This is a genomic window from Staphylococcus sp. 510 (assembly GCF_057219715.1).
Genome location: NZ_JBXVVK010000004.1, coordinates 1 through 26,688 on the forward strand (window position 1 = coordinate 1; position 26,688 = coordinate 26,688).

20 protein-coding genes and 2 pseudogenes are annotated in these 26,688 nt (G+C 33.1%); all 22 read right to left on the minus strand.

Annotated elements, in window-relative coordinates:
- Positions 1–45: 45 nt before the first annotated feature.
- The 22 genes and pseudogenes from pgsA to AC2D8K_RS03985 all read right to left on the minus strand — a co-directional run bounded on the left by pgsA (position 46) and on the right by AC2D8K_RS03985 (position 26,686).
- Positions 46–621 carry a CDP-diacylglycerol--glycerol-3-phosphate 3-phosphatidyltransferase gene (gene pgsA / locus AC2D8K_RS03880; protein ID WP_002450528.1) on the minus strand — a complete coding sequence of 192 codons (576 nt, stop codon included), beginning with the start codon at positions 619–621 and terminating at the stop codon, positions 46–48.
- A 30-nt stretch (positions 622–651) separates the two neighbouring features.
- A complete protein-coding gene (locus AC2D8K_RS03885) occupies positions 652–1,044 on the minus strand; it encodes a helix-turn-helix domain-containing protein (protein WP_002450529.1) in 393 nt (130 codons plus the stop codon).
- Between the two features lie 19 nt (positions 1,045–1,063).
- The gene (locus tag AC2D8K_RS03890; RefSeq protein ID WP_002450530.1) at positions 1,064–1,900 is read right to left on the minus strand and encodes a YmfK family protein; all 837 of its coding nucleotides are present in this window, start codon (positions 1,898–1,900) and stop codon (positions 1,064–1,066) included.
- Positions 1,901–2,041: 141 nt separating this feature from the next.
- The gene (gene ymfI, locus AC2D8K_RS03895; RefSeq protein ID WP_002450531.1) at positions 2,042–2,746 is read right to left on the minus strand and encodes an elongation factor P 5-aminopentanone reductase; all 705 of its coding nucleotides are present in this window, start codon (positions 2,744–2,746) and stop codon (positions 2,042–2,044) included.
- A complete protein-coding gene (yfmH, locus tag AC2D8K_RS03900; RefSeq protein ID WP_002450532.1) occupies positions 2,746–4,032 on the minus strand; it encodes an EF-P 5-aminopentanol modification-associated protein YfmH in 1,287 nt (428 codons plus the stop codon). Before yfmH ends, ymfI begins: the two co-directional genes overlap by 1 nt.
- A complete protein-coding gene (yfmF, locus tag AC2D8K_RS03905; RefSeq protein ID WP_398577571.1) occupies positions 4,032–5,240 on the minus strand; it encodes an EF-P 5-aminopentanol modification-associated protein YfmF in 1,209 nt (402 codons plus the stop codon). The genes yfmH and yfmF overlap by 1 nt, the downstream gene beginning before the upstream one ends.
- A gap of 99 nt (positions 5,241–5,339) precedes the next feature.
- Positions 5,340–6,053: a GntR family transcriptional regulator gene (locus AC2D8K_RS03910; protein WP_002450534.1), complete on the minus strand. Its 714-nt coding sequence runs from the start codon at positions 6,051–6,053 to the stop codon at positions 5,340–5,342.
- 2 nt (positions 6,054–6,055) lie between these two features.
- Positions 6,056–7,507: pseudogene (locus tag AC2D8K_RS03915) on the minus strand (DNA translocase FtsK); the annotation flags it as partial.
- A 111-nt stretch (positions 7,508–7,618) separates the two neighbouring features.
- Positions 7,619–8,452: pseudogene (locus tag AC2D8K_RS03920) on the minus strand (cell division protein FtsK); the annotation flags it as partial.
- Between the two features lie 239 nt (positions 8,453–8,691).
- Positions 8,692–10,365, minus strand: a complete 1,674-nt coding sequence (gene rnjB / locus AC2D8K_RS03925; protein ID WP_484698062.1) for a ribonuclease J2 — start codon at positions 10,363–10,365, stop codon at positions 8,692–8,694.
- 186 nt (positions 10,366–10,551) lie between these two features.
- Positions 10,552–12,651, minus strand: a complete 2,100-nt coding sequence (pnp, locus tag AC2D8K_RS03930; RefSeq protein WP_172852385.1) for a polyribonucleotide nucleotidyltransferase — start codon at positions 12,649–12,651, stop codon at positions 10,552–10,554.
- A gap of 135 nt (positions 12,652–12,786) precedes the next feature.
- Positions 12,787–13,056: a 30S ribosomal protein S15 gene (gene rpsO, locus AC2D8K_RS03935; protein WP_002450539.1), complete on the minus strand. Its 270-nt coding sequence runs from the start codon at positions 13,054–13,056 to the stop codon at positions 12,787–12,789.
- 113 nt (positions 13,057–13,169) lie between these two features.
- Positions 13,170–14,141: a riboflavin biosynthesis protein RibF gene (gene ribF / locus AC2D8K_RS03940; protein ID WP_002450540.1), complete on the minus strand. Its 972-nt coding sequence runs from the start codon at positions 14,139–14,141 to the stop codon at positions 13,170–13,172.
- 12 nt (positions 14,142–14,153) lie between these two features.
- The gene (gene truB, locus AC2D8K_RS03945; RefSeq protein WP_002450541.1) at positions 14,154–15,071 is read right to left on the minus strand and encodes a tRNA pseudouridine(55) synthase TruB; all 918 of its coding nucleotides are present in this window, start codon (positions 15,069–15,071) and stop codon (positions 14,154–14,156) included.
- Between the two features lie 150 nt (positions 15,072–15,221).
- Positions 15,222–15,572, minus strand: a complete 351-nt coding sequence (gene rbfA, locus AC2D8K_RS03950) for a 30S ribosome-binding factor RbfA (protein ID WP_002450542.1) — start codon at positions 15,570–15,572, stop codon at positions 15,222–15,224.
- Positions 15,573–15,711: 139 nt separating this feature from the next.
- Positions 15,712–17,877, minus strand: coding sequence for a translation initiation factor IF-2 (gene infB, locus AC2D8K_RS03955; protein ID WP_002450543.1), 2,166 nt, complete (start codon positions 17,875–17,877; stop codon positions 15,712–15,714).
- Between the two features lie 4 nt (positions 17,878–17,881).
- On the minus strand, positions 17,882–18,199 hold the full coding sequence (locus AC2D8K_RS03960) for a L7Ae/L30e/S12e/Gadd45 family ribosomal protein (protein ID WP_002450544.1): 318 nt from the start codon (positions 18,197–18,199) through the stop codon (positions 17,882–17,884).
- Positions 18,196–18,483: an RNase P modulator RnpM gene (gene rnpM, locus AC2D8K_RS03965; RefSeq protein WP_002450545.1), complete on the minus strand. Its 288-nt coding sequence runs from the start codon at positions 18,481–18,483 to the stop codon at positions 18,196–18,198. Before rnpM ends, AC2D8K_RS03960 begins: the two co-directional genes overlap by 4 nt.
- 19 nt (positions 18,484–18,502) lie before the next feature.
- On the minus strand, positions 18,503–19,735 hold the full coding sequence (nusA, locus tag AC2D8K_RS03970; protein WP_002450546.1) for a transcription termination factor NusA: 1,233 nt from the start codon (positions 19,733–19,735) through the stop codon (positions 18,503–18,505).
- A gap of 20 nt (positions 19,736–19,755) precedes the next feature.
- Positions 19,756–20,223, minus strand: a complete 468-nt coding sequence (gene rimP, locus AC2D8K_RS03975) for a ribosome maturation factor RimP (RefSeq protein ID WP_484698065.1) — start codon at positions 20,221–20,223, stop codon at positions 19,756–19,758.
- Positions 20,224–20,405: 182 nt separating this feature from the next.
- On the minus strand, positions 20,406–24,716 hold the full coding sequence (locus tag AC2D8K_RS03980; protein ID WP_100066973.1) for a PolC-type DNA polymerase III: 4,311 nt from the start codon (positions 24,714–24,716) through the stop codon (positions 20,406–20,408).
- A gap of 266 nt (positions 24,717–24,982) precedes the next feature.
- Positions 24,983–26,686: a proline--tRNA ligase gene (locus AC2D8K_RS03985; protein WP_484698067.1), complete on the minus strand. Its 1,704-nt coding sequence runs from the start codon at positions 26,684–26,686 to the stop codon at positions 24,983–24,985.
- Between the last annotated feature and the right edge of the window lie 2 nt (positions 26,687–26,688).

A 26,688-nucleotide genomic window follows, 5' to 3' on the forward strand; every position in this document is an offset into this window, starting at 1 on the left:
TAAAAAACGAGTTGAAATAAAATGTCATTTCAACTCGCTAAAATATTAATGTTTAAATACATCTCTGCCTTTATAAAAGTATTCAATACCAGATAAAATAGTAAAGAAAACACCGATATATAATAATACCTGTCCAATCGGGAATCCAATCCAAGTTGCTAAAGGATCACCTAATAAAATCCAAATAATGGCAACCATAGTAACTGCTGTTTTGATTTTACCTAATTGACCGGCTGCACTTACAAAACCTTGTTCAATTTGTAATAATCTAAGTCCAGTTACTGCAAATTCTCTAGCAATAATGATAATAGCAACAATAGAATTGGTTAAATCAAGTTGTACCATCACAATTAATGCACTAGCAACCAATAACTTATCAGCTAATGGATCTAAAAATTTCCCCATGTTTGTAACTAATTGCCATTTACGAGCCAAATAGCCATCTGCGAAATCACTTAATGATGCAATGATAAAGATCAAACCACTTATTAAAAGCTCTATTTTAATATCATATCCACCTAGGAATGATACTTTTCCAAAACCAAAATTGACTAATGCAAATAAGATAAATACTGGTATAAGTACAACTCTAAATACCGTTATCTGATTTGGTATATTCATTTAAAATCCTCATTTCTAATACTTTTTTATCTAAAATAATAGTACTGCAATAATCCACAACATAAGTGTAACCAAGATAACTAATCCAATAATGACTACTACTTGTAAAGATTCTTTCGACTTTCTTCTATAAGGAGGTGCTTCTTTATTAGCGAATGAATGAATCGCATCATCTAATTGAATACGATTGTCCGGTATTTCATCTTGATGAACTTCAATTAAATGATTAGGCTCGATATTCACAACACTGGCATATTTTCTAATAAAACCTTCAGTATAATTACTGTTAGGTAATTGATTAAATTCATTATTTTCAATTTGTTCTAAAGTATGACGTTTAAGTTGTGTACGTTGCTCTAATTCATTAAGAGTCATACCTAATCTTTCACGTCTACTCTTTAAAACTTCACCTATTGTATTCAAAACGATGCCTCCTTAAATACTATTCAAAGAATCCAAATCCTCCACCAAACGGGTCACCAAAGTCTAAATTATTTTTACTTTTAGTTTGAACCGTTTGTCTTTTCATCTCTTCATATTGAATTTCTTGATTTTTATTTTCGCGTAATTCTATGATGTAATCAAAATCATCCATACTATAATCACATGCCTCTACAAATAAATCAGGATGCTCTACTACTTTGACTGAAGGAAGTGTCATGATTTCTCTTACTAAATCTTGATGTTTCATATTAGATTCACGTGCTGTAACAGCACCATCAATAATATACACATGATTCGAATCATATTCACCTTTAATTAACGAACTTCTAACTGTTTGTTTAATTAAGGTTGAACTAATAAATAACCAACGTTTGTGTGCACAGACGCTACCAGCAACAATTGATTCAGTCTTTCCGACTCTAGGCATACCACGAATTCCTATTAATTTATGACCTTCTTCTTTAAATAATTCTGCTAAGAAATCCACTAATAATCCTAGGTCTTCACGTTCAAAACGAAATGTTTTTTTATCATCTGCATCTTGCTCTATGTAACGACCATGTCGGACAGCTAATCTATCTCGTAATTCTGGTATACGTAATTTAGTAATATCAATTTCATTAATTTCTTTAACTATTTGTTCAAATCGTTCTACTTTTTCTAGTTTATCGGTTTTAATTAATAAGCCACGCTTACCTTGGTCAACACCATTAATCGTTACAATACTAATTCCTAACATACCTAATAAACTTGAAACATCACCTAACAAACCGGCACGGTTCATAGTAATCTCATATTCGAGATACCATTCTTTTCTTCTCTCTGCCACTGACACCAATACCCACCCCTTGTTTAAACACGACTCAAAGTTCAATTTCACTGATTAAATATAATAATAATCACATTATAACATCGAATTGAATATCATGTACTAGAGAAATCATGTTTTTATAGTTGATACTATTAGTTGAAGCGATTATAAATACCATCCGCCATTCACTTTTTGAATAGTCCCTGTAACACCTTTAGCCATCGGATTATATAAATATGCACAAGTGTGTGCTACTTCGCAAGGTTCTATCATGCGATGTTGCGGGAGTTCATCTAGAATCTCCTCCAACTCTTCTTCTGACCACTTTTTACTCATGTTACCTGAGACAAATCCTGGTGTAATAGCATTTACTGTCACTGTTGTTTGAGCCAGTTCCTGACTTAAAGCTTTTACAAAGCCAATTTGAGCACTTTTCATAGCAGAATAAATCGTTTCCATACTTGCACCCGTTTCACCCCAAATGGATGAAATGACTATTATTCTACCATTTTCACTTTGTCTTAAAGTATCAACAAAATAACGACTCAGTCTTATGAGTTGTCTTACATGGATATGGTAAGACTTATCAACTTGTTCATCTGACATATCTTGAAGCATGCCATACAATGCTGTTCCTGTTGCATAAATCATACAATCGAGACGTGTAATATGACCAAATACATTTTCTAAGTTGATATCCTCAGATAAATCACATTGTATTAAATTAACAGGTCTATTTTGATATCGGTTAATCAACTGCGTTTTATCAGCTGAATAAAATTGTAAATCTACTTCATAACCATCTTCTAATAATCGATCAACAATTGCAGATCCAATTGACCCTGAACCACCCAATACTAATGCTCTCATTAGTTTTTAAGCTCCAAACGACTATCCACCATCTCATCTAAATCTAAGCATAACTGAGACGTTTCATTAACACTTTCAAGCGTAATATTTTCAACAATGTTTAACATATCAAATACACTAACACCTTCGAAATATAACTTTGCGTATTGATTAGCAATGTATTCAGGAGAATTAAGACTTGAAATAAATTCTCCTATAAATTGTTTTTTCAATAAATCAAATGCTTCAACGTCAGTAAGATTACCTTTGTTATCCTTTAATTGTTTGATAAGCAACTGTTTTAATTGATCTGGATGATTGGTTGCACTAGTAATAATTGAAAAGCTATAAGTTGGCTCTAAAACAAATTGATAACCAAATGTTTCATCAATTAAATCATCATTCAATAATTCTTGATAAAACTCTGTTTCTTCTCCCAAAATAAGTTCATAGAAAAATGTCATTTCTAAATCACGTTGAACATATTTTTCTGGTGATTCATCTAAAGGTTGATTTTTAAATCCTAGCATTAACTTAGGAGATTGTAGTTTCATTTCTTCAGATACAACATGTTGATTCACTGATTTTGGTTCATCAATCAATGCACGTTCAATTTTAGGTTGATTCGTTTTATCTCTAAGGTTTTCATGTTCTTCTACAATATCAACAATATACTGTGGTTCTACATCGCCTACTACGAAGAGTACCATATTAGATGGGTGATAAAATGTTTCATAGCAAAGATATAAATCATCTTTAGTAATATCATAAATACTTTCAACACTACCTGCGATATCAACTCTAATAGGATGTTTTTCATACATAGCTCTTAATGTATTAAACATGAGTTTATATCCAGGTTGTTCTTGATACATTTTGATTTCTTCAGCGATTATACCTTTTTCTTTGTCTACAGTTTCTTTTGTAAAATAAGGTATTTCAACCATAGTCAATAACCGTTTGATATTATTCTCAAGATGATCTGTCGCACTAAATAAATAACTTGTGCGGTCAAAGCTAGTAAAAGCATTGGCTTGTGCATTTTCCTCAGCAAATGCAGTAAATAAATCTTCTTCTTCTTTTTCAAATAATTTATGCTCTAAGAAGTGTGCCACACCATCCGGTACAGTTACAAAATCTTCTTTACCTAGCGGTTTAAAACGACTATCTAGAGAGCCAAATTGAGTAGTATAGGTAACAAACGTTTTTTGAAATCCTGGTTTAGGTATGACAAATAAACGTAATCCATTTTGTAGTTCATGTTCATAAACTGTCTCATCTATGACATCATAATAGTGTTGTTTCACTACTCATTCCCTCCTTTAGTAAGTACATAAATTGTATCTAATACTGCTTCATTTGCTAATTTTATAATATCTTCTTTAGTCACTTTATCTATTTCATTTAAGAAAGCTTCATCACTTTGAGGCTCATCTAATAAAATTTGATTGTGTGATATTTCTATAATACTTTTTGGTCTATCTGCAGATTCATGTCTCTGGGATGTAATGATTTTTTTAGCTAATGCAAGTTTATTATCGTCAAATTCACCTTTTTTAAATTTATCAAATTCTTCTAAAATCGTTTGCTTCGCAATTTCGTATTTATCTGCTGATACACCACTCAACACAAATAAGTAACCATTTTTACCATCGATCTGAGAGTGTATAGAGTATGCTAAACTTTGACGTTCACGTACTTCATTAAATAACACTGATGATGGATCTCCTCCGAACATGATATTAAACACAATAAAAGCGTAATAATTACTTTTACCATAATGAGTTGGGAATCGATAACCTAAATTAAGTTTAGCTTGGTCAACATCATCTGTTGCAACAATTGTCTTTGGCAGTTGTTCAATTTTATTGTCTAATTTTTGTGCTTTATTATCAGAAACTTCAAAAGTAAACGGTTTAATTTCGAATTTAGATTGGATTTGATTGTAGACTTGTTGTTTATCAACATTACCAACAACATAAATAGCACAGTAGTCGTTTTCAATCATAGATTGATATGTATCATACAGTGATGCAGGTGTTACCTGTGGTACTTGTTCAATTTGACCAGTTGCTAAATATTGATATGCTTCATTTTCAAACATGTTTTCTAATAATTTTAAAAATGAATATTGTGCTTTGTTATCAATCATCGCCTCAATCTTTTTACCTAACAATGATTTTTCTTGTTTCACAAATTTGTCGTCAAATTGTTTATTATGTATTAATGGATTCCAAATTAATTCATTTAATAAATCTAATCCATGCTCAAATAATGGTGTTTGATCTTTTAAATATCGTTCATTAACTATTTCTAAAGAAATAGTAATTACATGTTTATCTTTAAATTTCGAAACAAAACTATTTACATATGCGCCGTAAAGTTCAGATAAACGACGATTTAGGGCTTTGTCGTCCTGCCATTTTTGAGATGCGCGTACAAGTACTTTGCTTAATACTGAACGTGCAGTTATTGTTTCGTATTCAAGTGGTGCCATAAATTTAAACGTAATCATTGTTGTTTTAAATTTCTCGGTTGGCAATACATGTATATGGCTTTTTTGATTTTCTTGCTTTTCGTTATGCAACTGCAATACCTCCATTGACATTTTTCATTATTTTTCTCTCGTAATTCTAAACTTAACTAAACTGCTCTTCATATAATTTAAAGAGTATAAAATTGGATTATTTTGTTCATCAAAATGAGTTACCTTAAGTAACATCAATCCTTCATGTGGTGAGGCATTTAACATTTCAGAAATATGTGGTTCATAATTAACCGCTTCTAAGTCAGTTTCAGCATAAGTTACTGTATGTCCTGTTGCATGTTTAATTGCATTTAACATTGATCCATTACTTTCTTGATATCCTGTACATGTTAAATAGTCCTTTGCAATCTTGTCTAAACAATAAACTACAGGTTGATGATTAGCAGTTTTTAATCTTTCTATAATAGTTACTGGTTGTTTCTCGTTAATACCCAAACGCTTAGCATCTAATAATGTTGCAGGTTGTTCATCAAAGTTTAAATATTCTGTACCAGATTGATAACCAGCACTTTTTATCATCTCTGTAATACTAATTAATTCATTTAATGGATAAAAGAAAGGGGGCAGTGATTTGACACTGGTACCCTCTTCAAAATTATCTACAACTACTTGTTCAGTAATTAATTCCCCTATACCTTCATAAACATCATCTGTTTTAATATTGAGTTCTCGTGCAATAGCTAAATTGCTTGGTAATTTACTACCAAACTCTAATTCTCCAGACTTAATTTTGTTTAAGATATATTGTTTCACTCTATAAATAGCATTCATTTCCGCCATAATTACACCTCATCTTTATCAATATCAACTAAAATTTGTCTTGGTTTACTACCTTTTTGTGGACCAATCACTTGGTTTCTTTCAAGATCATCCATCAGGCGTGATGCTCGGTTATACCCAATTCTAAACTGTCTCTGTAATAAAGATGTACTTGCTTTTTGTTTTTCAATTACAAATAAATAGGCTTCATCATATAAGGCATCTTCACTTTTCATTTCTGACTTATCTACTGGCGCATCAGGTTCCATTTCTTTAACATAATTTGCTTGTTGTTGCTCAACAACATAGTTAACTACATCTTGAACTTCTTGGTCACTTAAGAATGCACCTTGTATTCTAGTTTTAGTTGAATCTCCATTTCCAACGTACAACATATCACCTTTACCTAATAATTTTTCAGCTCCACCAGATCCAATGATTGTTCTTGAGTCTGTTTGAGAACTTACAGCAAAGGCAATTCTTGATGGAATATTATTTTTAATAATACCTGTGATAACATCCACTGATGGTCTTTGTGTTGCAACGATTAAATGTATACCTGCTGCACGGGCCATTTGTGTAATACGTTGAATTGCATTTTCCACTTCTTTACCTGCTACCATCATCAAGTCCGCTAATTCATCGACAATGACAACGATATAAGGTAACTCAGCTTGTTTTTCATCTAATTCTCTATTTTGTTTTCTTATAAACTGATTGTAACCTTCAATGTTTCTAGTTGATGAATGTTGGAATAAATTATAACGTCTCTCCATTTCAGCTACTATTTTTTCCAATGCTTGAGCTGCTTTATGTGGATTAGTTACAACTGGTATTAATAAATGTGGAATACCATTGTATACATTTAATTCTACCATTTTTGGATCAATCAGCATAAGTTTTACTTCATGCGGTTTCGCGTTTAATAACAAGCTTGTAATGATTCCATTGATACAAACTGATTTACCACTACCGGTAGAACCTGCTACCAACAAGTGTGGCATTTCATTCAATTGAATCGTTATAGGATCGCCTGAGATGTCTCTACCCAAACCTACTTCTAATTTATCATTAGATGGGAATTTTTCCTCTAAAACTTCTTTGAGTGCTACAAGAGAAATTTTATCATTTGGAACTTCTATCCCAACAGCTGAACGGCCTGGGATTGGCGCTTCTATTCGTACATCTTTAGCTGCTAACGCTAAAGCAATATCATTATGCAAGTTTACTATTTTATTGACTTTCACACCTTGCGCTGGCTGCACTTCATATTGTGTAACTGCTGGACCTATTTTAATTTGTGTCACTTTAGCATCTACACCAAAGTTTTTCATCGTAGATTCTAGAACTTGACCTTTTCTTTTCACTTCTGCTTTTGATGTCGATTGTTTTTGTGTTGGTTGGTTTAATAATGATAATGGTGGCACAACATAAGCCGCATTCATTTCTTCTCCAGCTTCTGAAATTGAATTTTCATTATCTTCATCACTAGACTGTTGATGATTTTCTGGCTCATCTACTGTTGATGGTTGTGAAGTGTTTGGAGTGCCATTTGTCATTGATGACATTTGTTCTGAATCATTACTAAATGAACGCTTTTTTCGTCTAGAAGGCGTAGGTTCTTGCTCTGAATCACTGTGTCCATAAATAGGAATATCGCTATCTTGAGGTACTTCAGGTAAATCTGAAACATCTTTAACTTCGTCTTTATCATTAGTACGATGTCGTTTGTCTATTCTTTCAGCCTTATCTTTAGCTCTTTGTTCTTTATTCGATTTATTAGCTTCACGTTTTTCTTTTAAAGTTTGAGTGGCTGAAATGCTCGATGATCTAACACTTTCAAATACTTTTTTAGTTACATCTCTATGTCGTAAATTAAATAATAAAATAATACTTGAAGCAACAAGTAAAACAGTAATGATAAATACGCCAATAATAGAAATGAGTGGAATAAATAACTCTAATAGATAATATCCAATTAAGCCGCCACCAAAATTAGGAAAATGACTATGTTTGTATGATTGATAAACGTATGATAAAACTGGTTCTCTTTCAGATATGACACCTTTACTAAAGTGATAATATAATTGAGAAATAAATAATAACGCTACTTGTAACGTAATCGTTCCAACCGTACGTCTTGTTTTAGGAATTTTTTTAGAATATGTGATAAATCCAGTTGCTAATAATATTAATATATATGTTAAATAACGACTCATTCCGACAAAATAATTAAAGAAACTATCAATCATTCGTCCAACGATGCCTAATTGAAAAGCACCTAAAATGACTAAAATAACCACAATGATAGCAATGATGTATCTTAATGGACTCTCTGTTTGCTTTTTCTTTGTGGTTGATTTTTTCCTAGTTGTATTCGATTTTCTCTTTGTCGGCGATTTTTTCTTTGCTTGTGGCAAATTCGTACACCTTCTTTTTTTAATCTTTCATATGTATCGTATTGATTTAAAGTTTTATTAAATAAGATGAAAGAGGTAAGGACGTCACACACATAATAGAACATCTGTATGATATAACGAATCTACCTTGATGCAGATTCGCATTTCAACATTTGCCTATTGAAGTCTGTAGTGATTTACATACTTGAACTACAAACAACGTGAGTTTGTCCCAACCTCTTTAGTTTATTTTATAATGATTATATTTCAGAAATAACTGGAATAATCATTGGACGACGTTTTGTGCTTTCGAAAAGTAATTTACTAATTTTATCTCTCATGTTTTGTTTGATTTCTGACCATTCAATTCGTTTTTCTTGTAAGCCAGCTTCAACAATTTCACGTACTTTTTCTTCAGCTTCTTTTAATAAGTCTTCGCTTTCTCTTACATATACAAAGCCTCTCGACTGAATTTCAGGTCCAGCAGCAATTCTACGGTTTTTAGGATCGAGCGTTACGACAGCAATAAAAATACCATCTTCAGCTAATAAATGACGGTCTCTTAATACAATATTACCGACATCTCCTACGCCAATACCGTCAATTAATACATTACCAGAATGAACTTTTTCATTTAATACCATATTCTTGCCATCATAATTAATGACGTCCCCTTTTTCAACAAGGAAAATCTTTTCAGGCGCAACACCTGCTTCGGCTGCTAACTTAGCATGAGCAATTTGCATTTTGAATTCACCTTGAACTGGTACAAAGTATTCTGGTTTCATGATGTTAATCATCATTTTTAACTCTTCCATGCAACCATGGCTTGATGCATGTATTTTTTTGTTATTTGGAATAATGTGTGCACCAGCACGTACTAATTCATTTAATGTATCAGCAATAATCACTTCCATATTTGCAGATGCAGTAATTGCTAAGAAAACTGAATCACCTTTTTCGATGTTCATAATTTTATGTTTTTGTTGAGCCATTTGACTTAAAGCTTCTACAGGTTCACCTTGCATTCCTGTTGCAATGATGATGACTTCATTTTTCGGATAATTTTCAACTTCACTAATTGGAATAAGTAAATCTTTAGGAATATCGAAATATCCCATTTTGCGTGCGATATTAAATGAACTTTCTAATGAACGACCTAAAAATGACACTTTTCGATTTAATTGGCTAGCAATATTCAACACTTGTTGAATTCTGATAAAATTCGATGCATAACATGAAACAATCAAACGACCTTTGACTTTTGCAAATGCATCATACATATGATGTTCGATGACATTTTCAGGTGTATTATATCCCGGTTTTTCTGCTTCTGTAGAGTCACTAATTAATGCAAATACGCCTTCTTCACCAATTTCAGCCATACGTTTGAAATCTGGAGAATATTGTCCATTTAAACTTTGATCAAATTTAAATTCACCAGTATAAACAATTGATCCATAAGAAGTGTGGATACAAATGCCTAAACTATCAGGAATACTGTGTGTAGTATTAAAGAAACTAATATTCACATTTTTAAAACGCATCACAGATTCATGATTAACTGAATAATAACGCACTTTTTTATTAATATTTCGAGATGTCATATTCTCTTTAACAAGTGCAATTGTTAATTTTGAACCATAAACAGGTGCATCAACTTGTTCTAAAATATAACTTACAGCACCCATTGCATGTTCATGTCCATGTGTAAGGAATATTCCTTTTAACTTTTCTTTATTTTCAATGACATATTGAATGTCTGGTATTACAATATCTACACCTAACATTTCATCTTCTGGAAACATTAAGCCTGCATCAAGCATAAACATTTCATCGTCTACTTCAACGATATACATATTTTTCGCAATTTCTCCAACACCACCAAGTGGTATGATGCGAATGTCTTTGTTTTTTTTCTTTATTAAACTCAAAATGTTACCTCCTATAATTAATCCCCGTCCATATATAAACTCACCATTTATTATAAGTTAAAATTCGCTTGATGTACACTATTAATGCAAGTCATGACTCTATATTATAGTAGGATATTTGAATTCTTTAAATGAACTAAAAAAGATTGGAAACCTTTGTTTGGTTTCCAATCTTGTAAGGTATTATTATTTTTCATTAATAGCTTTGTGAGATGCATTAACGCGGCCTTGTTTATCAATTTCAGTTACTTTAACTTCGATTGAATCACCTAATTTTAATACATCTTCAACTTTATTAATACGCTCAGTTGAAATTTGTGAGATGTGTAATAACGCATCTTTTCCAGGGAACAATTCTACAAAGGCACCATATTTTTCAATGCGTTTTACTTTAGCATTGTATACTTGACCAACTTCAGCTTCACGAGTGATTTCTTCAATGATTTCACGTGCACGATTAATCATTTCTTGATCTACAGCACCAATGAATATTTGTCCATCTTGTTCGATATCTAATTTTACACCTGTTTCATCAATAATTTCATTGATTTTTTTACCACCTGGTCCAATTACGTCTCTAATTTTTTCAGGTTTAATATTCATAGTAACCACTTTTGGTGCATACGCACTTAATTCATTTCTAGGTTGATCTATTGTTTGTAACATATGATCCATAATCGCTAAACGACCTTGACGGGCTTGTTCTAAAGCTTCTTCAATTACTTCACGTGTAAGACCATCAATTTTAATATCCATTTGAATTGCTGTAATACCATCTTTAGTACCAGCGACTTTAAAGTCCATATCGCCAAGTGCATCTTCCATACCTTGGATATCAGTTAAAATAGTGTAACTATCTTCACGTGTAACTAATCCCATTGCGATTCCGGCAACTGGTGCTTTGATTGGTACGCCGGCATCCATTAATGCTAATGTTGAACCACAAATAGAAGCTTGTGATGATGAACCATTTGATTCTAATACTTCACTTACGATTCGTACAGTATATGGGAAATCCGATGTATCTGGAATAATATATTTAAGCGCTCTTTCACCTAGTGCACCGTGACCAATTTCACGACGACCTGGCGCTCTTACAGGACCAGTTTCACCAACAGAGAAGTTAGGGAAATTATAGTGATGCATGAAGCGCTTTTCTTCTTCAGGTCCAAGACCATCAATTAGTTGATAATCTCCAAGGGCACCTAATGTTAAAACGGATAAGGCTTGTGTTTGACCACGAGTGAATAATCCTGAACCGTGTGCTCTTGGAAGAAGTCCTACTTCTGATTCTAACGGACGGATTTCATCTGGTTTACGACCATCTGGACGGATTTTTTCGTCTGCAATCAGACGTCTCACTTCTTCTTTAACTAAATCGTTTAAAATGGCATATACTTCTTTAATTAACGCCTCATTATCAGGATCTTCTTCATCAATAAATTCAGCAACAATATCTTCTTTTAATGCGTCTAAATTAATATCACGTTGTTGTTTGTCAAAAGTTAGTACTGTATCTTTTAAACCTTTAGCTTCTGTTAATGATTTAACCTTTTCAACAAGTGCCTCGTCTCTTTCAACTGGAATAAACGCCTGTTTTTCCGGTTGAATATAATCTATGATTCCTTGTTGGAAAGCAACTAGTCGTTTAATTTCGTCATGACCAAAGAAGATTGCCTCAAGCATTTCACTTTCTGTGATTTCACTTGCTCCAGCTTCAACCATGTTAACTGCATCTTTATGGCCTGCTACCTCTAAATCTAAACGTGAAACTTCTTTTTCAGCAACGGTTGGATTAATCACATACTTGCCATCTACATATCCTACATTGACACCTGCGATAGGTCCTAAGAATGGTATGTCAGACACACTTAATGCCATTGAAGAACCAATCATAGCAGCCATTTCAGGCGAACAATCAGGGTCAGCACTGAGTACAATATTCATAATTTGAACATCGTGCTTATAGCCTTTAGGGAACAACGGTCGTATTGGTCTATCTATTAATCGTGCAGTTAATGTTGCGTCATCTCCTGGACGTCCTTCTCTTTTTTTAAATCCTCCAGGAATCTTACCTGCAGCGTACATTTTTTCTTCATAATTAACTGTTAATGGGAAAAAGTCACCATCACGTGGTTCCTTAGAAGCTGTAGCAGTTGATAAGACAACTGTATCACCATAACGAACTAAAACAGCACCATTAGCTTGTTTGGCTAATTGTCCTGTCTCAATCGTTAATGATCTGCCAGCCCACTCAGTTTTAAACACTTTCTTCTCTTGAGACATTATGAATCTCCTCTCTAAATTCTATTATCTATATCATATCATTTATTACATTTAATTTATATTAGTTCTTATTTGTCAGATAATAAAAAAAGGAAAGTACCAATCGAATGGTGCTTTCCTAATTTATTATTAAGATTAACGACGGATACCTAAAGATTTGATTAATTCACGGTAACGTTGAATATCTTTACCACGTAAGTAGTTTAATAAGTGTCTACGACGACCAACCATTTTTAATAATCCACGACGTGAATGGTGATCTTTTTTGTGCTCACGTAAATGCTCGTTTAATGCAGAGATTTCTGCAGTTAAAACAGCGATTTGTACTTCTGGAGAACCAGTATCTGTTTCGTGAGTGCGGTATTCTTTAATTAATTCATTTTTACGTTCTTGTGAAATTGCCATTGTCAATTTCCTCCTTTAATTTGTATACTCCTTTATCCGAGTTAGGCGTCGGAGTCTCGACCTACTAAGAAAAAGGTTGTCTCTTAAACAAGGTTAACTTGTTTTAATCAACTTTATATATTATATGATACATCATCACCAAAATCAACAGATAATAAATATTTAGCACGTGCTTTGTCATCATTCATCTGCTCTACCAATGGATCAATGCCATCAAATTTTATTTCAGGACGTAAGAAATGATGCCAATATACCACTACTCGTTCGCCATAAATATTTTCATCGAAATCGAAAATATTTACTTCTATTACCACTTCGGCTTTAGCTGGATCATGGAAAGTGGGTTTAACACCTACGTTTGCAACGCCTCTATATAATTTTTGTTCGGTGCCGATTTCCATACTTACTGCATATACACCTTTTTTAGGTAACAAATAATCATCACTAGGATGAACATTTGCAGTTGGAAATCCTATTGTTCGCCCACGCTTTTCACCTTGAACGACTGTACCTTTAATTTTATATAAGTAACCTAATTCCTCATTCGCTTTTTGCAATTCACCGTTTTGTAACGCATCTCTAATCGCTGTAGTAGAAATTTTTTCATCGTCTAATTCTTGTTTGCCTACTATTGTCGTATTAAATGAATCAACTTCGTTTAACACTGTCATATTACCTTTACCAAATTTACCAAATGTAAAGTCAAATCCAGCAATAACTTCTTTAACATTATTTTTTATAATATATTCTTCAATAAATTCTTCAGAAGTTACATTCGCAAACCTAGATGAGAAATTGATAACAATACAGTAGTCCACATCATGTGAAGCTATCATATCAATTTTGTCTGAAAGTGGTGTTAAATAAGTCGTTCTTTTACGTTCAGGATTTAACACAACTGATGGATGTGGATCAAACGTCATAACAGCTTTCTTCAATCCACGAGATTGTGCCTGTTGATCTAATGTTTGAAAAACTTTATCATGCCCTTTATGCATACCATCAAAGAAACCAAACGCCATCGCAACATTTTCATTTATTCGTTGGTCTTCTTGAATTGGATGGGTAATTTCTATCACTTTCATAATAAATCTCCTTTAATTAAATACTTTTTTTGGTTTTAATTCATCTGGTTTATCTGGATGTACAATGTATATTGCCATCGCTTTTTGAGTTGAATCATTAACAAATACAAATTGGTCATTCGTTATATTTTGAAATTGCTTTTTATAAAACTTTTGACCATTTAAAATGCGTTGTTTGATTTGTTCATCATCTATACTAATTTGTGGTAAACCTTTCAAACCATATTCTATAGGAAACAATTTATCTTGTAATGCATCATGCTCATGTAATGAACGTATATCATCAAGAGTGAGACTTTGTTCAAGACCAAATCCTCCTGATTGAACACGTGTTAATAATGACATATGTGCTGGCAAGCCTAACTTGGCACCTATATCAGTCGCTAATGTTCTAATATATGTTCCTTTACCACAATTTACTGAAATATCGAAATGACATTCTCCATCTTTGAATCTTAAAGGTGATGTACGTACTATGTGTTTAATGGTTACTTTTCTCACTGGGCGCTCCACAGTTTCATTATTACGTGCATACTCATATAATCTTTTCCCATTAACTTTAACGGATGAGTACATGGGTGGAATTTGTTCAATTGTACCTTTAAATTGATTGATAATGTCATCCACCTGAGTTTCAGTTAATGTATTTTCTTCAATATTTTGATATTCAACAGTTTCTCCCGTTTGATCTTCTGTTGTTGTACTTCTTCCAATTGTTACGGTTGCATTATAGGATTTCCCCATTTCCATAACATAATCACTTACACGTGTTGCCGAACCGATACATATAGGTAGGACACCTGATACTTCGGGATCCAACGTGCCCGTATGACCGATTTTTTTAGTTTTAAGTATCTTTCTTAATTTAAATACCACATCGTGACTTGTTAATCCTCGATCTTTATATACTGGTAATATACCGTTATACATGGTTTCACACCTTTTATTTTCCAAAATTATTACGCTTTATATTATAACATTTAGCAAAGTATTTGATGATTGAGTACATCGATTAATATGATTGATTTTGATATGTATATAGCCTGAGAAACATTTTCCCAGGCTAAAATAATATGATAATTATTTATCTTGTTTGTGTAAATCTTGGATCATACGTTCAATTTTATTACCATATTCTATTGATTCATCATATTCGAATGATAATTCTGGAATAATTCGTAATCTCATACGTGAGCCAAGTTCAGATTTAATAAATCCTTTAGCTTTATCTAGTGCTTTAAAAGTATTATCTACTTCTTTTTGATTACCTAGAACTGTTAAATATACTTTACCTTGAGATAAATCATTTGTTAATTCAACATCTGTAATTGTAATAAAACCTACTCGAGGATCTTTCACTTTATTATTAACGATATCCATGATTTCTTTTTTCATTTGTTCGCCAACACGTTCTGCTCTCATATTACTCATTTATTGTCACCTCTTTTATTCTTTATTTTTGAGTTTAAATAAGAGGTGAGACATAAGACAATTATTTATTAGAACATGGTTTAATGCTCTAATATATCTCGCCTGTCTCAACCTCCAAACTTCATCGCAAAATTAGCGATTATCTTTTGATTTCAACCATTTCGAACGCTTCAATAATGTCGCCTTCTTTTAGGTCGTTATATTTTTCAATCGTAATACCACATTCATAACCTTGGGCTACTTCTTTAGCATCGTCTTTGAAACGTTTTAATGTGTCTAATTCACCTTCAAATTGAACAATGCCATCACGAATAACGCGTACGCCTGCATTACGAGTAATTTTTCCTTCAGTAACATAACTACCTGCAATTGTACCAACTTTAGAAACTTTGAATGTTTGACGTACTTCTGCTTGACCAATGACTTGCTCTTCATATTCAGGGTCAAGTAGACCTTTCATAGCTGATTCAATTTCTTCAATAACGTTATAAATGACACGGTGTAAACGCATATCTACGTTTTCTGCTTCAGCTGCACGCTTAGCACCAGCATCAGGACGTACATTGAATCCGATGATAATACCATTTGATGCATTGGCTAAAGTAACGTCAGATTCATTAATTGCACCTACAGCAGTATGAATAATACGTACATTCACACCTTCAACATCTATTTTCATTAATGATGCTGCTAATGCTTCAACTGAACCTTGTACGTCACCTTTAATAATAACGTTTAAGTCTTTCATTTCACCTTGTTTCATTTGTTCGAACAAGTTATCTAACGTAACGTTTTTACTTTCTTGACGTTGTTGAATAACGCTTTCTTCATGACGTGCTTCACCAATACGACGCGCTTGTTTTTCATCTTTAAATACTACAAAGCGATCGCCAGCTTGTGGTACATCATTAATACCTGTAATTTCAACTGGTGTAGATGGACCAGCAGTTTTGATTCGTTGACCTAAGTCATTAACCATCGCACGAATACGGCCATACGTATTACCTACAACAATTGAATCTCCTTGATGTAATGTACCATTTTGTACTAGTAATGATGCTGCAGGTCCTCTTGATTTATCTAATTCAGCTTCAATCACAGTACCTACTGCTTGTTTATCAGGGTTTGCTTTCAACTCTTGAACTTCTGCAACTAAACCAATCATTTCTAATAGGCTATCGATACCGTCTCCACTTAATGCTGATAGTGGTACGAAGATCGTATCGCCACCCCAGTCTTCTGGAATTAAACCGTACTCTGTTAACTCTTGCATTACACGGTCAGGATTTGCGGTTGGTTTATCTATTTTATTAACTGCAACAATTGTAGGAACATTCGCTTCTTTAGCGTGATTAATCGCTTCAATTGTTTGAGGCATAACACCGTCATCTGCAGCTACTACTAGGATTGTAATATCTGTAACTTGAGCGCCACGTGCACGCATTGTAGTGAATGCCGCGTGTCCAGGTGTATCAAGGAAAGTAATCTTTTTACCTTCATTTTCGATTTGGTAAGCACCAATATGTTGTGTGATACCACCCGCTTCACCTGCAGTTACTTTAGTATGACGAATTGAATCTAATAATGTTGTTTTACCATGGTCAACGTGTCCCATAATAGTAACAACTGCAGGACGTTCAATTGCATCTGGATCTTCAGTTTCATCGTCGAAATAAATAGATAAATCTTCTTCTTCGATGATGACTTCCTCTTCAATTTCAACACCATAGTCATCTGCAATTAACTCAAGTGTCTCTTGGTCCAATGATTGGTTAATGTTAGCAACAATACCTAATAAAAATAATTTTTTTACAATACCTGAAGATTCAACATTCAGTTTATCTGCTAATTCTCCTACTGTAATGCCTTCTTGATACGTAATTTTAGATGGCATTTCTTTAGGTTCTGCTTGTTGTGGAGCACTTTGCTTTTGGTTATTCTTTTTATTATTTTTGTTGTTTTTGTTATTTTTATTATTCTTCTTATTGTTATTGTTGTTTTGATTACTTTGTTGTTTACCTTTGTTGTTATTATTCTGCTTGTTTTGATTATTTGATTTATTATTATTTTGTTTTTGGTTACTTTGTTGCTTATTTTCAGATTTATTGTGATTATTTTGAGTATTCTTTTGTGTTTCGTTACTTTGTCCTGGTTTGAACTTTTTGTCTAAAGCTTTAATTTGGTCATCTTCTAAAGCTTGCATATGGTTCGACACTTCAACGTTCATACTCTTTAATTCATCTATAATCTCTTTACTCTTTAGATTTAATTCTTTCGCATATTCGTAAATTCTTTGTTTACTCATATAATCACTCCTCACGATATTCATCTATCATAGACAGCAACTTTTTGGCAAAACCTTGATCAGTAATGCCAACGTTGACTCTCTCGCCTTTACCAAGTGCTATCCCTAATTCTTCTCTAGTTCCAAATACCCTTAAAGGCACTTTATAACTCGAAGTTTTATTTTTAATTAATTTCATAGTGTTTGGAGAAGCATCATTAGCTAATATAACTAACTTTATATTGCCTTTTTGCATATCATTGACAATAACTGATTCACCCGTTTTCACTTTACCTGCTCTCATCGCAAGACCTAAAAAATTAAATATCTTCTCATTAATCATTTTGTTGGAATCTCTTCTCTATAAATTAAACGAATAACCTCTTTATATACAGGCTCTAATTGTTCTTTAGAAGCTTTAAAATATTTTTCTAAAACTTCCTTTTGTTGTGCTTTTTCTACTAATTGAACATCTTTTGAAACATAGGCACCACGGCCTTGTTTTTTACCAGTAGCATCAGCGAATATTTCGCCTTCTTTGTTAATTACAACTCTAATCATATCTTTCTTTGGATGCATTTCATTAGATATGATACATTTACGCATTGGAATTTTTTTCTTTTTCATGTTCAATCATCACTCCAACCTATTTTTCTGTATCTTTATCTTCAGTAGTAACTTCATCCGTATCTTCTAACGTTTCATCTGTTTCAGCTGCTAATTCGGCAGTAGTTAAATTTGATTCTTCTAAATTCACATCTTCAAATTCAATGTCTTCATCACCAGTATTTACAACTTCATCAGCAATTTCTTCTGATTCAATAACAGGATAAACGCCTGCTTCACGAGCATCACTTTCAGATTTAATATCAATTTTCCAACCAGTTAGTTTAGCAGCTAAACGTGCGTTTTGACCACGTTTACCAATTGCTAATGATAATTGATAGTCTGGTACAACTACTACTGTAGATTGATTTTCTTCGTCTACGATAACTTCTAACACTTGTGATGGACTTAAAGCATTTCTTACAAATACTTTAGGATCTTCATTCCATTGAACAATATCAATTTTTTCTCCACCAAGTTCTTCTACTACAGCTTCAACACGAGCACCTTTTGATCCGACACAAGCACCTACTGCATCGATTTCAGGATTATCAGAGTACACACTAATTTTAGAACGATCTCCTGCTTCACGTGCTACTGATTTAACAATAACGGTACCATCAAAGATTTCAGGTACTTCTTGTTCAAATAGTCGTTTTAATAAGCCTGGATGGCTTCTTGAAACATAAATTTGAGGTCCTTTAGTTGTTTGTTCAACTTTGTTAACAAAGACTTTAATTCTTTCGTTAGGGATATAGCTTTCATTCGGACTTCTTTCTGCCTCAGACAATACTGCTTCAATACGACCTAAATTAACGTAAACATATCTATGGTCTACACGATCGATCACACCCGTTAAGATGTCTTCTTCTTTATCGATAAATTCATCATAAAGAATTTCTCTTTCAGCATCTCTCAAACGTTGCATGACTGCTTGTTTAGCTGCTTGAGCACCAACACGTCCGAAATCTTGTGGCGTCACATCTTCTTCATATATGTCACCAATCTCGTATGCTGGATTTTTAACTAATGCAGTACTAATATCAACTTCTTCTCTATCATCGAATACTTCTTCAACAACTTCTTTTCTAGCAATAACTTTGAAAGTACCTTCGTCCATATTAAGTTCTACCCTAACATTTCTGGCACTATCATAGTTTTTTTTGTAAGCAGTAATTAAAGCTGCTTCAATAGCATCAATTAATACTTCTCTTGGAATTTTCTTTTCCTTTTCTAAATATTCAGTAGCTAATAATAATTCATTACTTGACACGGCTCTTCCTCCTCACCACGTTATAGCATTACTGCGTGACGTGCTTTTGCAATTTTATTGCGTGGTATCTCTATCGTTTTTGTTTTAGATTTTTCTTTGACTTCTATTAATATAATATCCTCTTTGACTTCTTTTAAAATACCTAACCATTCTTTTTCATTTTCGATTGGTATATAAAGTGAAATAAAAATAGGATGTGATATTGCATCTTTAAGCGCTTTCTCATTCTTGATAGGTCTTTCAGCACCTGGAGATGCTACATCTAAGTAGTACATTTCAGGTATTGGATCATTTTCATCCATCGCTTCGCTAATCTTTTCTGAGGCTAACGTACAATCATTAAGATCGACGCCACCTTCTTTGTCTATTGAAATTCTTAAAAAATGATCTTTACCTTCTTTAACATACTCAATTTCAACTAGTTCAAAGTTAAGGTCATCTAATACGGGTTGAATAATAGGTTCAACTTGTTCAGTTATTTTACTCATACAGGCCTCCCTTTTAGGCAAATAGAAAAGAGCGGGTTTATGCCCACTCTTTTGCCTGAGTTACTAATTTTTTAAGCAATCTAAGTATACCATAAGTTATACTAGTAAACAAATCACACCCTAATTAATGGGAACATCCCTGTATACACTTAATAATTTAATAACTTCTTTATTGTTTTACATTACATGTCAAAAATAGATAATTGTGCTTTATCAGGTAATCCTGGTAATGAGCCTAAATCGTCTAGATATTCAATAACCTTTTGTGATAAACCTGCTTTTTTATTTAAATCTTCTTTAGATAAAAATGGTCCTTCTTCTCTTGCTTCAACAATTCGTTTGGCAACATTTTCACCTAGTCCAGGTACGGCTATAAATGGTGGAATTAATGTATCACCTTCAATAATGAAATCAAACGCTTGGCTTTTTTCTAAACTAATCGGTTGCATACGATAACCTCGATGAGCCATTTCATTCATTATTTCTAATACTGTTAATACATCTTTTTCTTTTTTACCTAAATCCATATAGCGAGAGTACATATCTTTTACAGTGTTTTTAATACCTGTTTTATCTTTAATCATAGTAATTAAATCAAAATCAGATGCTCTAACTGTAAAGTAAGACGCATAATAATATAAAGGATGATGTACCTTAAAGTATGCGATACGGACTGCCATTAATACATAGGCTGCCGCATGGGCTTTAGGGAACATGTATTTGATTTTACGACAAGAATCTAGATACCAATCAGGAACGTCATTTTCTTTCATAGCTTCAACCATTTCATCAGTTAAACCACGTCCTTTACGTACAAATTCCATTGTTTTGAAGGCCATAGATGGTTCTAATCCTGCATACATCAGATATACCATGATGTCGTCACGACAACCAATAACTGATGATAAATCACAGATACCTGCACGGATTAGTTCTTGTGCGTTACCTAACCAAACATCTGTACCATGTGATAGTCCAGAAATTTGTACTAATTCAGAAAATGTTGTTGGTTTAGTATCTTCAAGCATTTGTCTTACAAACCCTGTACCAAATTCCGGTACACCAAATGTCCCTGTTTTACATAAAATGTCTTCTTCAGTCACACCTAAACTTTCTGGACTACTAAATATTTTCATAGTTTCTTTATCATCCACAGGAATCGTTTTAGGATCAATGCCAGATAAATCTTGTAGCATACGTATCATAGTTGGATCATCGTGTCCAAGTATATCGAGTTTTAAGACGTTATCATGGATAGAATGGAAATCAAAATGTGTTGTCATCCAAGCAGAACTTTGGTCATCTGCTGGATATTGTATAGGTGTAAAATCATAAATATCCATGTAGTCTGGAACTACTATAATACCACCAGGGTGTTGTCCAGTTGTACGTTTAACACCTGTACAACCTTTAACTAAACGATCCACCTCTGCTCCACGTTTATGAATACCTTGGTCATTAAGATAACCTTTAACAAATCCAAATGCAGTTTTTTCGGCAACTGTACCAATTGTTCCTGCACGGAATACTTTGTCTTCACCGAATAATACTTTTGTATAGTTATGTGCATTAGGTTGATATTCACCACTGAAGTTTAAGTCGATATCTGGTACCTTATCACCTTTAAATCCTAAGAACGTTTCGAAAGGTATATCTTGCCCCTCTTTAATTAGCTCATTGCCACATTCAGGACATTTTTTATCGGGTAAATCGAATCCTGAACCAACAGAACCATCGTCGAAAAACTCACTCGTTTTACAATGCGTACAAATGTAATGTGGCGGCAATGGGTTAACTTCAGTGATTTCTGTCATAGTCGCTACAAAGCTTGATCCTACAGAACCACGTGAACCTACTAAGTAACCATCATCTAAAGATTTTTTAACCAAACGTTGTGAAATTAAATAAATAACTGAGAAACCGTTCCCTATAATACTATCTAGTTCTTTCTCTAAACGATCAATAACAATTTGAGGTAAATCTTCACCATATAACTTTTTGGCATTGCTATAACTTAATTCTCTAATTTCTTCATTCGCACCATCCATTCGTGGTGTATATAATTTATCTTTAATTGGTACAACACGTTCAATTTGATCTGCTAAGGCATTAGTATTTGTTACAACTAACTCATAAGCCTTTTCTTCACCTAAGAAATGTAATTCATCCAACATTTCGTCGGTTGTTCTAAAATGTGCTTCTGGTAAAGTTGAACGATTTAAAGGATTCCCCGGTTGGGAAGCAATTAAAATTTTACGAGCGATGGCATCGTGTTCATATAAATAGTGTGCATTACCTGTTGCTATAACAGGAATATTAGCACTCTTTCCAGCTTCAATTAAACGATGATAAATCTCATGAAGTGTTTCAGTATCTCTAATGAGTTCACGATCAATAAGATCTTGATAAAGTGCTGGTGGTTGTACTTCAATAAAGTCATAATACTTTGCTATTTTTTCTACTTCTGATTGATCTCTTTGCATGACAGCTGTAAATAATTCACCTTCATCACATGCCGTTCCAACAAGCAAACCTTCTCTATACTCATTTAATAAAGATCTCGGTATTCTTGGTGTTCTATAATAATACGTTACTAATGATTCACTCACAATTTTGAAAAGATTTTTTAAACCTTGTTGATTTTGAACTATTAATGTGACATGTGATGGTCTAGCACGTTTATATGCATCTTCATTAGATAGTTTTTGATTAATATCTATATGATTTGTCACGCCAAGTTCTTTCATCTGTTGAACCATTTTAATAAAAATATATGCAGTAGCTTCAGTATCATATATAGCTCTATGATGTTGTGTTAAGTCCACACCATATTTTTTAGCAAGGAAGTTCAAACCATGTTTACCATAATCAGTATTTATAGTACGAGATAATTCTAGTGTATCAATTACACCATTAGTTGAAGGGCCGAATCCAAGGCGTTCATAACCTGTATCAATGAATCCCATATCGAATGAGGCGTTATGGGCCACGAATATGGCATCTCCTACCCATTCTTTGAATTCTGTAAGTACATCTTCTATTTCAGGAGCATCAGTTAGCATATCATCTGTAATATGCGTTAAATTAATAATTGTTTCTGATAATTTCTCATGAGGATTACTAAATCTTTCAAACTTATCTATGATTTCTCCGTTATGTACTTTAACAGCTGCTAATTCGATAATTTTATCATATTGATTAGATAAACCAGTCGTTTCTACGTCAAAAACAACATATGTAGCATCTTTTAAATCTCGATCTGTAGGTTTGTAAGCAATAGGTACACCATCATCCACTAACATGCCTTCCATACCATATATCATTTTGATACCATGTTTTTCAGCTGCAGCATGGGCATCTGGAAATGCTTGAACAACATTATGATCTGTCACAGCAATCGCTTGATGACCCCATTCAGCTGCTTGCGCTACATAGCCGCCAATATTAGGTATACCATCCATTTGACTCATTGATGTATGTAAATGGAATTCAACTCTTTTATTCTCTGCCTTATCTTTTTTAGGCGATTTTTTAATTTCTTCAATATCAGACATCATCATAACTAAATCTCTAACAAAAGTATCTTCTTCAATACGACCTTGTGCACGAACCCACTTTCCTACACTTAAGGCTTTAAAATGATCTAAATCATTTTTATTTTTACGAGTAAACATTTTCAATACTAATGAATCTGTATAATCCGTTACTTTCAATTCTACGATATGACGTCCACTTTTCAATTCTTTTAAATTAATATCAAATATAACGCCCTCAATTGCCACTTTAAATTCTTCTTCTATAATCGATTCTATTGATCTTAAATTTTCAACTTGAATTGGTTTACCAATTTGACATCTATCTACATCGCTTTCGTTGTTATCTTGTTGTTTTGCTTTTTCCGCTTTCATTTTTTCAAGTTTTTCAGTAGCCTCACGTGCACTTTGTTCATCTTCTTCTTGAATATGCGCTTCTAATGATGCTAGATCTTCATCATGGTTAGTATTATCTGTTTCAAATACGACTTTATCTATTTTAAATCCGCATTTTTTAAAAGCAGCGACTAAACTACCATTACATGCCTTATCAAAATGGTTACGTTCAATATCATTGGAAACCATTACTTTTAGAACATTACCTGACATAATCAAGCGTTTTTGTTTTAACTGCCCTTTTACTTTAGGAGATAAGGCAGTTTGATCGATACAATGTGCAAAATATTTAATTGCCTGTTCATCTTGATTATCAGTGTTTTCTATCGTGAAATGACAGCTTACATCCGCTATTTCTTTAAATTCTTCTACAATCGCATGATTAAAAAGTAAATAATCTTCATGAGATAAGAAATATGGCAATGTAATATGAAATTCCCATGTTCTATTTTTACTTGAGACATCAATTCTAGTTAGTTCTCCTTGCTGTAGGATTTCTGAATCTAATTGATTAGAAATTTTAATTTGATCAGCAAGTACTTTAAATTTTTCCTGATTTGTCATTGCCAATATGAAAACCACCTTAAATTTATACTTCTTTAACATTGCTTGAATTAGTAATTTGGAATTATGAAATCAATCATACAAATTATACTGATGAATCGTTCGAAGTTCAAAGCAAATTTATATCTTATTATACGCTTAATTGGTATAGATTTCATCGATATGAATTAAATACATTTACGAAAAATAAGGAGTGGATAAGAATTCTAATTGAATCCATCATCACACTCCCAATACATAAAACCTAAAAGGTCAAATGTTCATATTTAGTTTAATGTTAAATATAAATCTTTAATATAATTTTCTAAATCATCAATATGAATTTCTTCACTTTCACCTGTTGAACGTTGTTTAACTTCTACAATACCTTCTTCTGCACGTTTACCAACTACAACTCTCAATGGTAAACCTATTAAATCAGCATCGTTAAATTTAATACCCGCACGTTCTTGGCGATCATCATATAGTACATCATAGTTATTCATTAATTGATCATATAATTGATCACCTAGCTTACGTTGTTCCTCTTTTTTAGGGTTAATTGTAATTAAATGTAAATCAAATGGTGTAACTGATTTAGGCCAAATAATACCGTTATCGTCATGGTGTTGTTCTACTATAGCACTCAATGTTCTAGACACGCCAATACCATAACAACCCATAATGAGCGGTTGTGCTTTACCTTGGTTATCTAAGAAAGTCGCATTCATTGATTCAGAATATTTTGTTCCGAGTTTAAAGACTTGTCCAACTTCTATTCCTTCTGCAAATTGTGCATTTCCAGAACCATCACTTAAAGGTTCACCTTCTAAGATAAATCTAAAGTCTCCAAATTCGTCAACTTTAAAATCACGATCTAATTGTGCATTTTCGAAATGATATCCATCTTCATTTGCACCAATCACAAAGTTATTTAAGTCTTGAACAAAATGGTCAGCATAGATTTTAATATCTTTATCATGAATAGGACCTAATGAACCTGGATGTGCACCCACAATATTAACAATTTCATCTTGGCTAGCCATTTCAATTTGGTCTGTACCAAAGTATGCTTTTAATTTCACGTCATTCAACTCATGATGTCCTCTTACAAGTACCATGATAAACTCGCCATCCACTTTAAATATCATTGTTTTCACAATTTCATCTAGCGGACGATTTAAATATTCAGCTACTTCTTCAGCTGTTTTTATATTAGGTGTCTCTACCTTTTTCAATTCAGCAACTTCAGTATTTTTAGGGTTAGCTGTATAAACCACTTCTGCTTTTTCAATGTTGGCAGCATAATCACTTTCATTACTATAAACGATAGTGTCTTCACCAATTTCACTTAAAGCCATAAACTCATGTGTATGATTACCACCAATTGCCCCTGAATCTGCTACAACAGGTCGTGCATTGATGCCTACTCGTTTAAATATACGATCATACGCGTTATACATATCTTGATAAGTTTCATCTAATGATGCTTCATCAGCATGGAAAGAATAAGCATCTTTCATGATAAATTCTCTACCACGAAGTAACCCAAAACGTGGACGTTGTTCGTCTCTAAATTTAGATTGGATTTGGAACAACGTTAAAGGTAAACGTTTGTATGACTTTAACTCATCTCTAACAAGTGATGTCACTACTTCTTCATGCGTTGGTCCTAATGCAAATTCGCGTCCATTACGGTCTTTTAATCGCATTAATTCAGGACCATATGCACCCCAACGGCCTGATTCTTCCCATAATTCAGCTTGTTGAAGCGCTGGCATTAAAATTTCTACTGCATCTACTTTTTCCATTTCTTCACGTATAATCTTAGAAATATTATTCAGAACACGTGTAGCTAATGGTAAATAGCTATATATTCCACTTGTACTTTGTTTAATTAAACCTGCTTTTAATAATAAACGATGACTTAAAGCTTCAGCTTCTGCTGGCACTTCTCTCATAGTTGGTATAAAAACTTTAGATTGTTTCATAG

Excerpts from the sequence above, each read along its gene's own strand:
- rnpM (WP_002450545.1), bottom strand. The coding sequence starts at position 18,483 with ATGAAAAAGAAAAAAATTCCAATGCGTAAATGTATCATATCTAATGAA.
- pgsA (WP_002450528.1), bottom strand. The coding sequence starts at position 621 with ATGAATATACCAAATCAGATAACGGTATTTAGAGTTGTACTTATACCA.
- AC2D8K_RS03910 (WP_002450534.1), bottom strand. The coding sequence starts at position 6,053 with ATGGCGGAAATGAATGCTATTTATAGAGTGAAACAATATATCTTAAAC.
- ribF (WP_002450540.1), bottom strand. The coding sequence starts at position 14,141 with ATGAAAGTGATAGAAATTACCCATCCAATTCAAGAAGACCAACGAATA.
- rimP (WP_484698065.1), bottom strand. The coding sequence starts at position 20,223 with ATGAGTAAAATAACTGAACAAGTTGAACCTATTATTCAACCCGTATTA.
- rbfA (WP_002450542.1), bottom strand. The coding sequence starts at position 15,572 with ATGAGTAATATGAGAGCAGAACGTGTTGGCGAACAAATGAAAAAAGAA.
- yfmF (WP_398577571.1), bottom strand. The coding sequence starts at position 5,240 with ATGATTACGTTTAAATTTATGGCACCACTTGAATACGAAACAATAACT.
- AC2D8K_RS03960 (WP_002450544.1), bottom strand. The coding sequence starts at position 18,199 with ATGATTAATGAGAAGATATTTAATTTTTTAGGTCTTGCGATGAGAGCA.
- pnp (WP_172852385.1), bottom strand. The coding sequence starts at position 12,651 with ATGTCTCAAGAGAAGAAAGTGTTTAAAACTGAGTGGGCTGGCAGATCA.
- rpsO (WP_002450539.1), bottom strand. The coding sequence starts at position 13,056 with ATGGCAATTTCACAAGAACGTAAAAATGAATTAATTAAAGAATACCGC.
- truB (WP_002450541.1), bottom strand. The coding sequence starts at position 15,071 with ATGTATAACGGTATATTACCAGTATATAAAGATCGAGGATTAACAAGT.
- infB (WP_002450543.1), bottom strand. The coding sequence starts at position 17,877 with ATGAGTAAACAAAGAATTTACGAATATGCGAAAGAATTAAATCTAAAG.
- ymfI (WP_002450531.1), bottom strand. The coding sequence starts at position 2,746 with ATGAGAGCATTAGTATTGGGTGGTTCAGGGTCAATTGGATCTGCAATT.
- AC2D8K_RS03980 (WP_100066973.1), bottom strand. The coding sequence starts at position 24,716 with ATGACAAATCAGGAAAAATTTAAAGTACTTGCTGATCAAATTAAAATT.
- AC2D8K_RS03985 (WP_484698067.1), bottom strand. The coding sequence starts at position 26,686 with ATGAAACAATCTAAAGTTTTTATACCAACTATGAGAGAAGTGCCAGCA.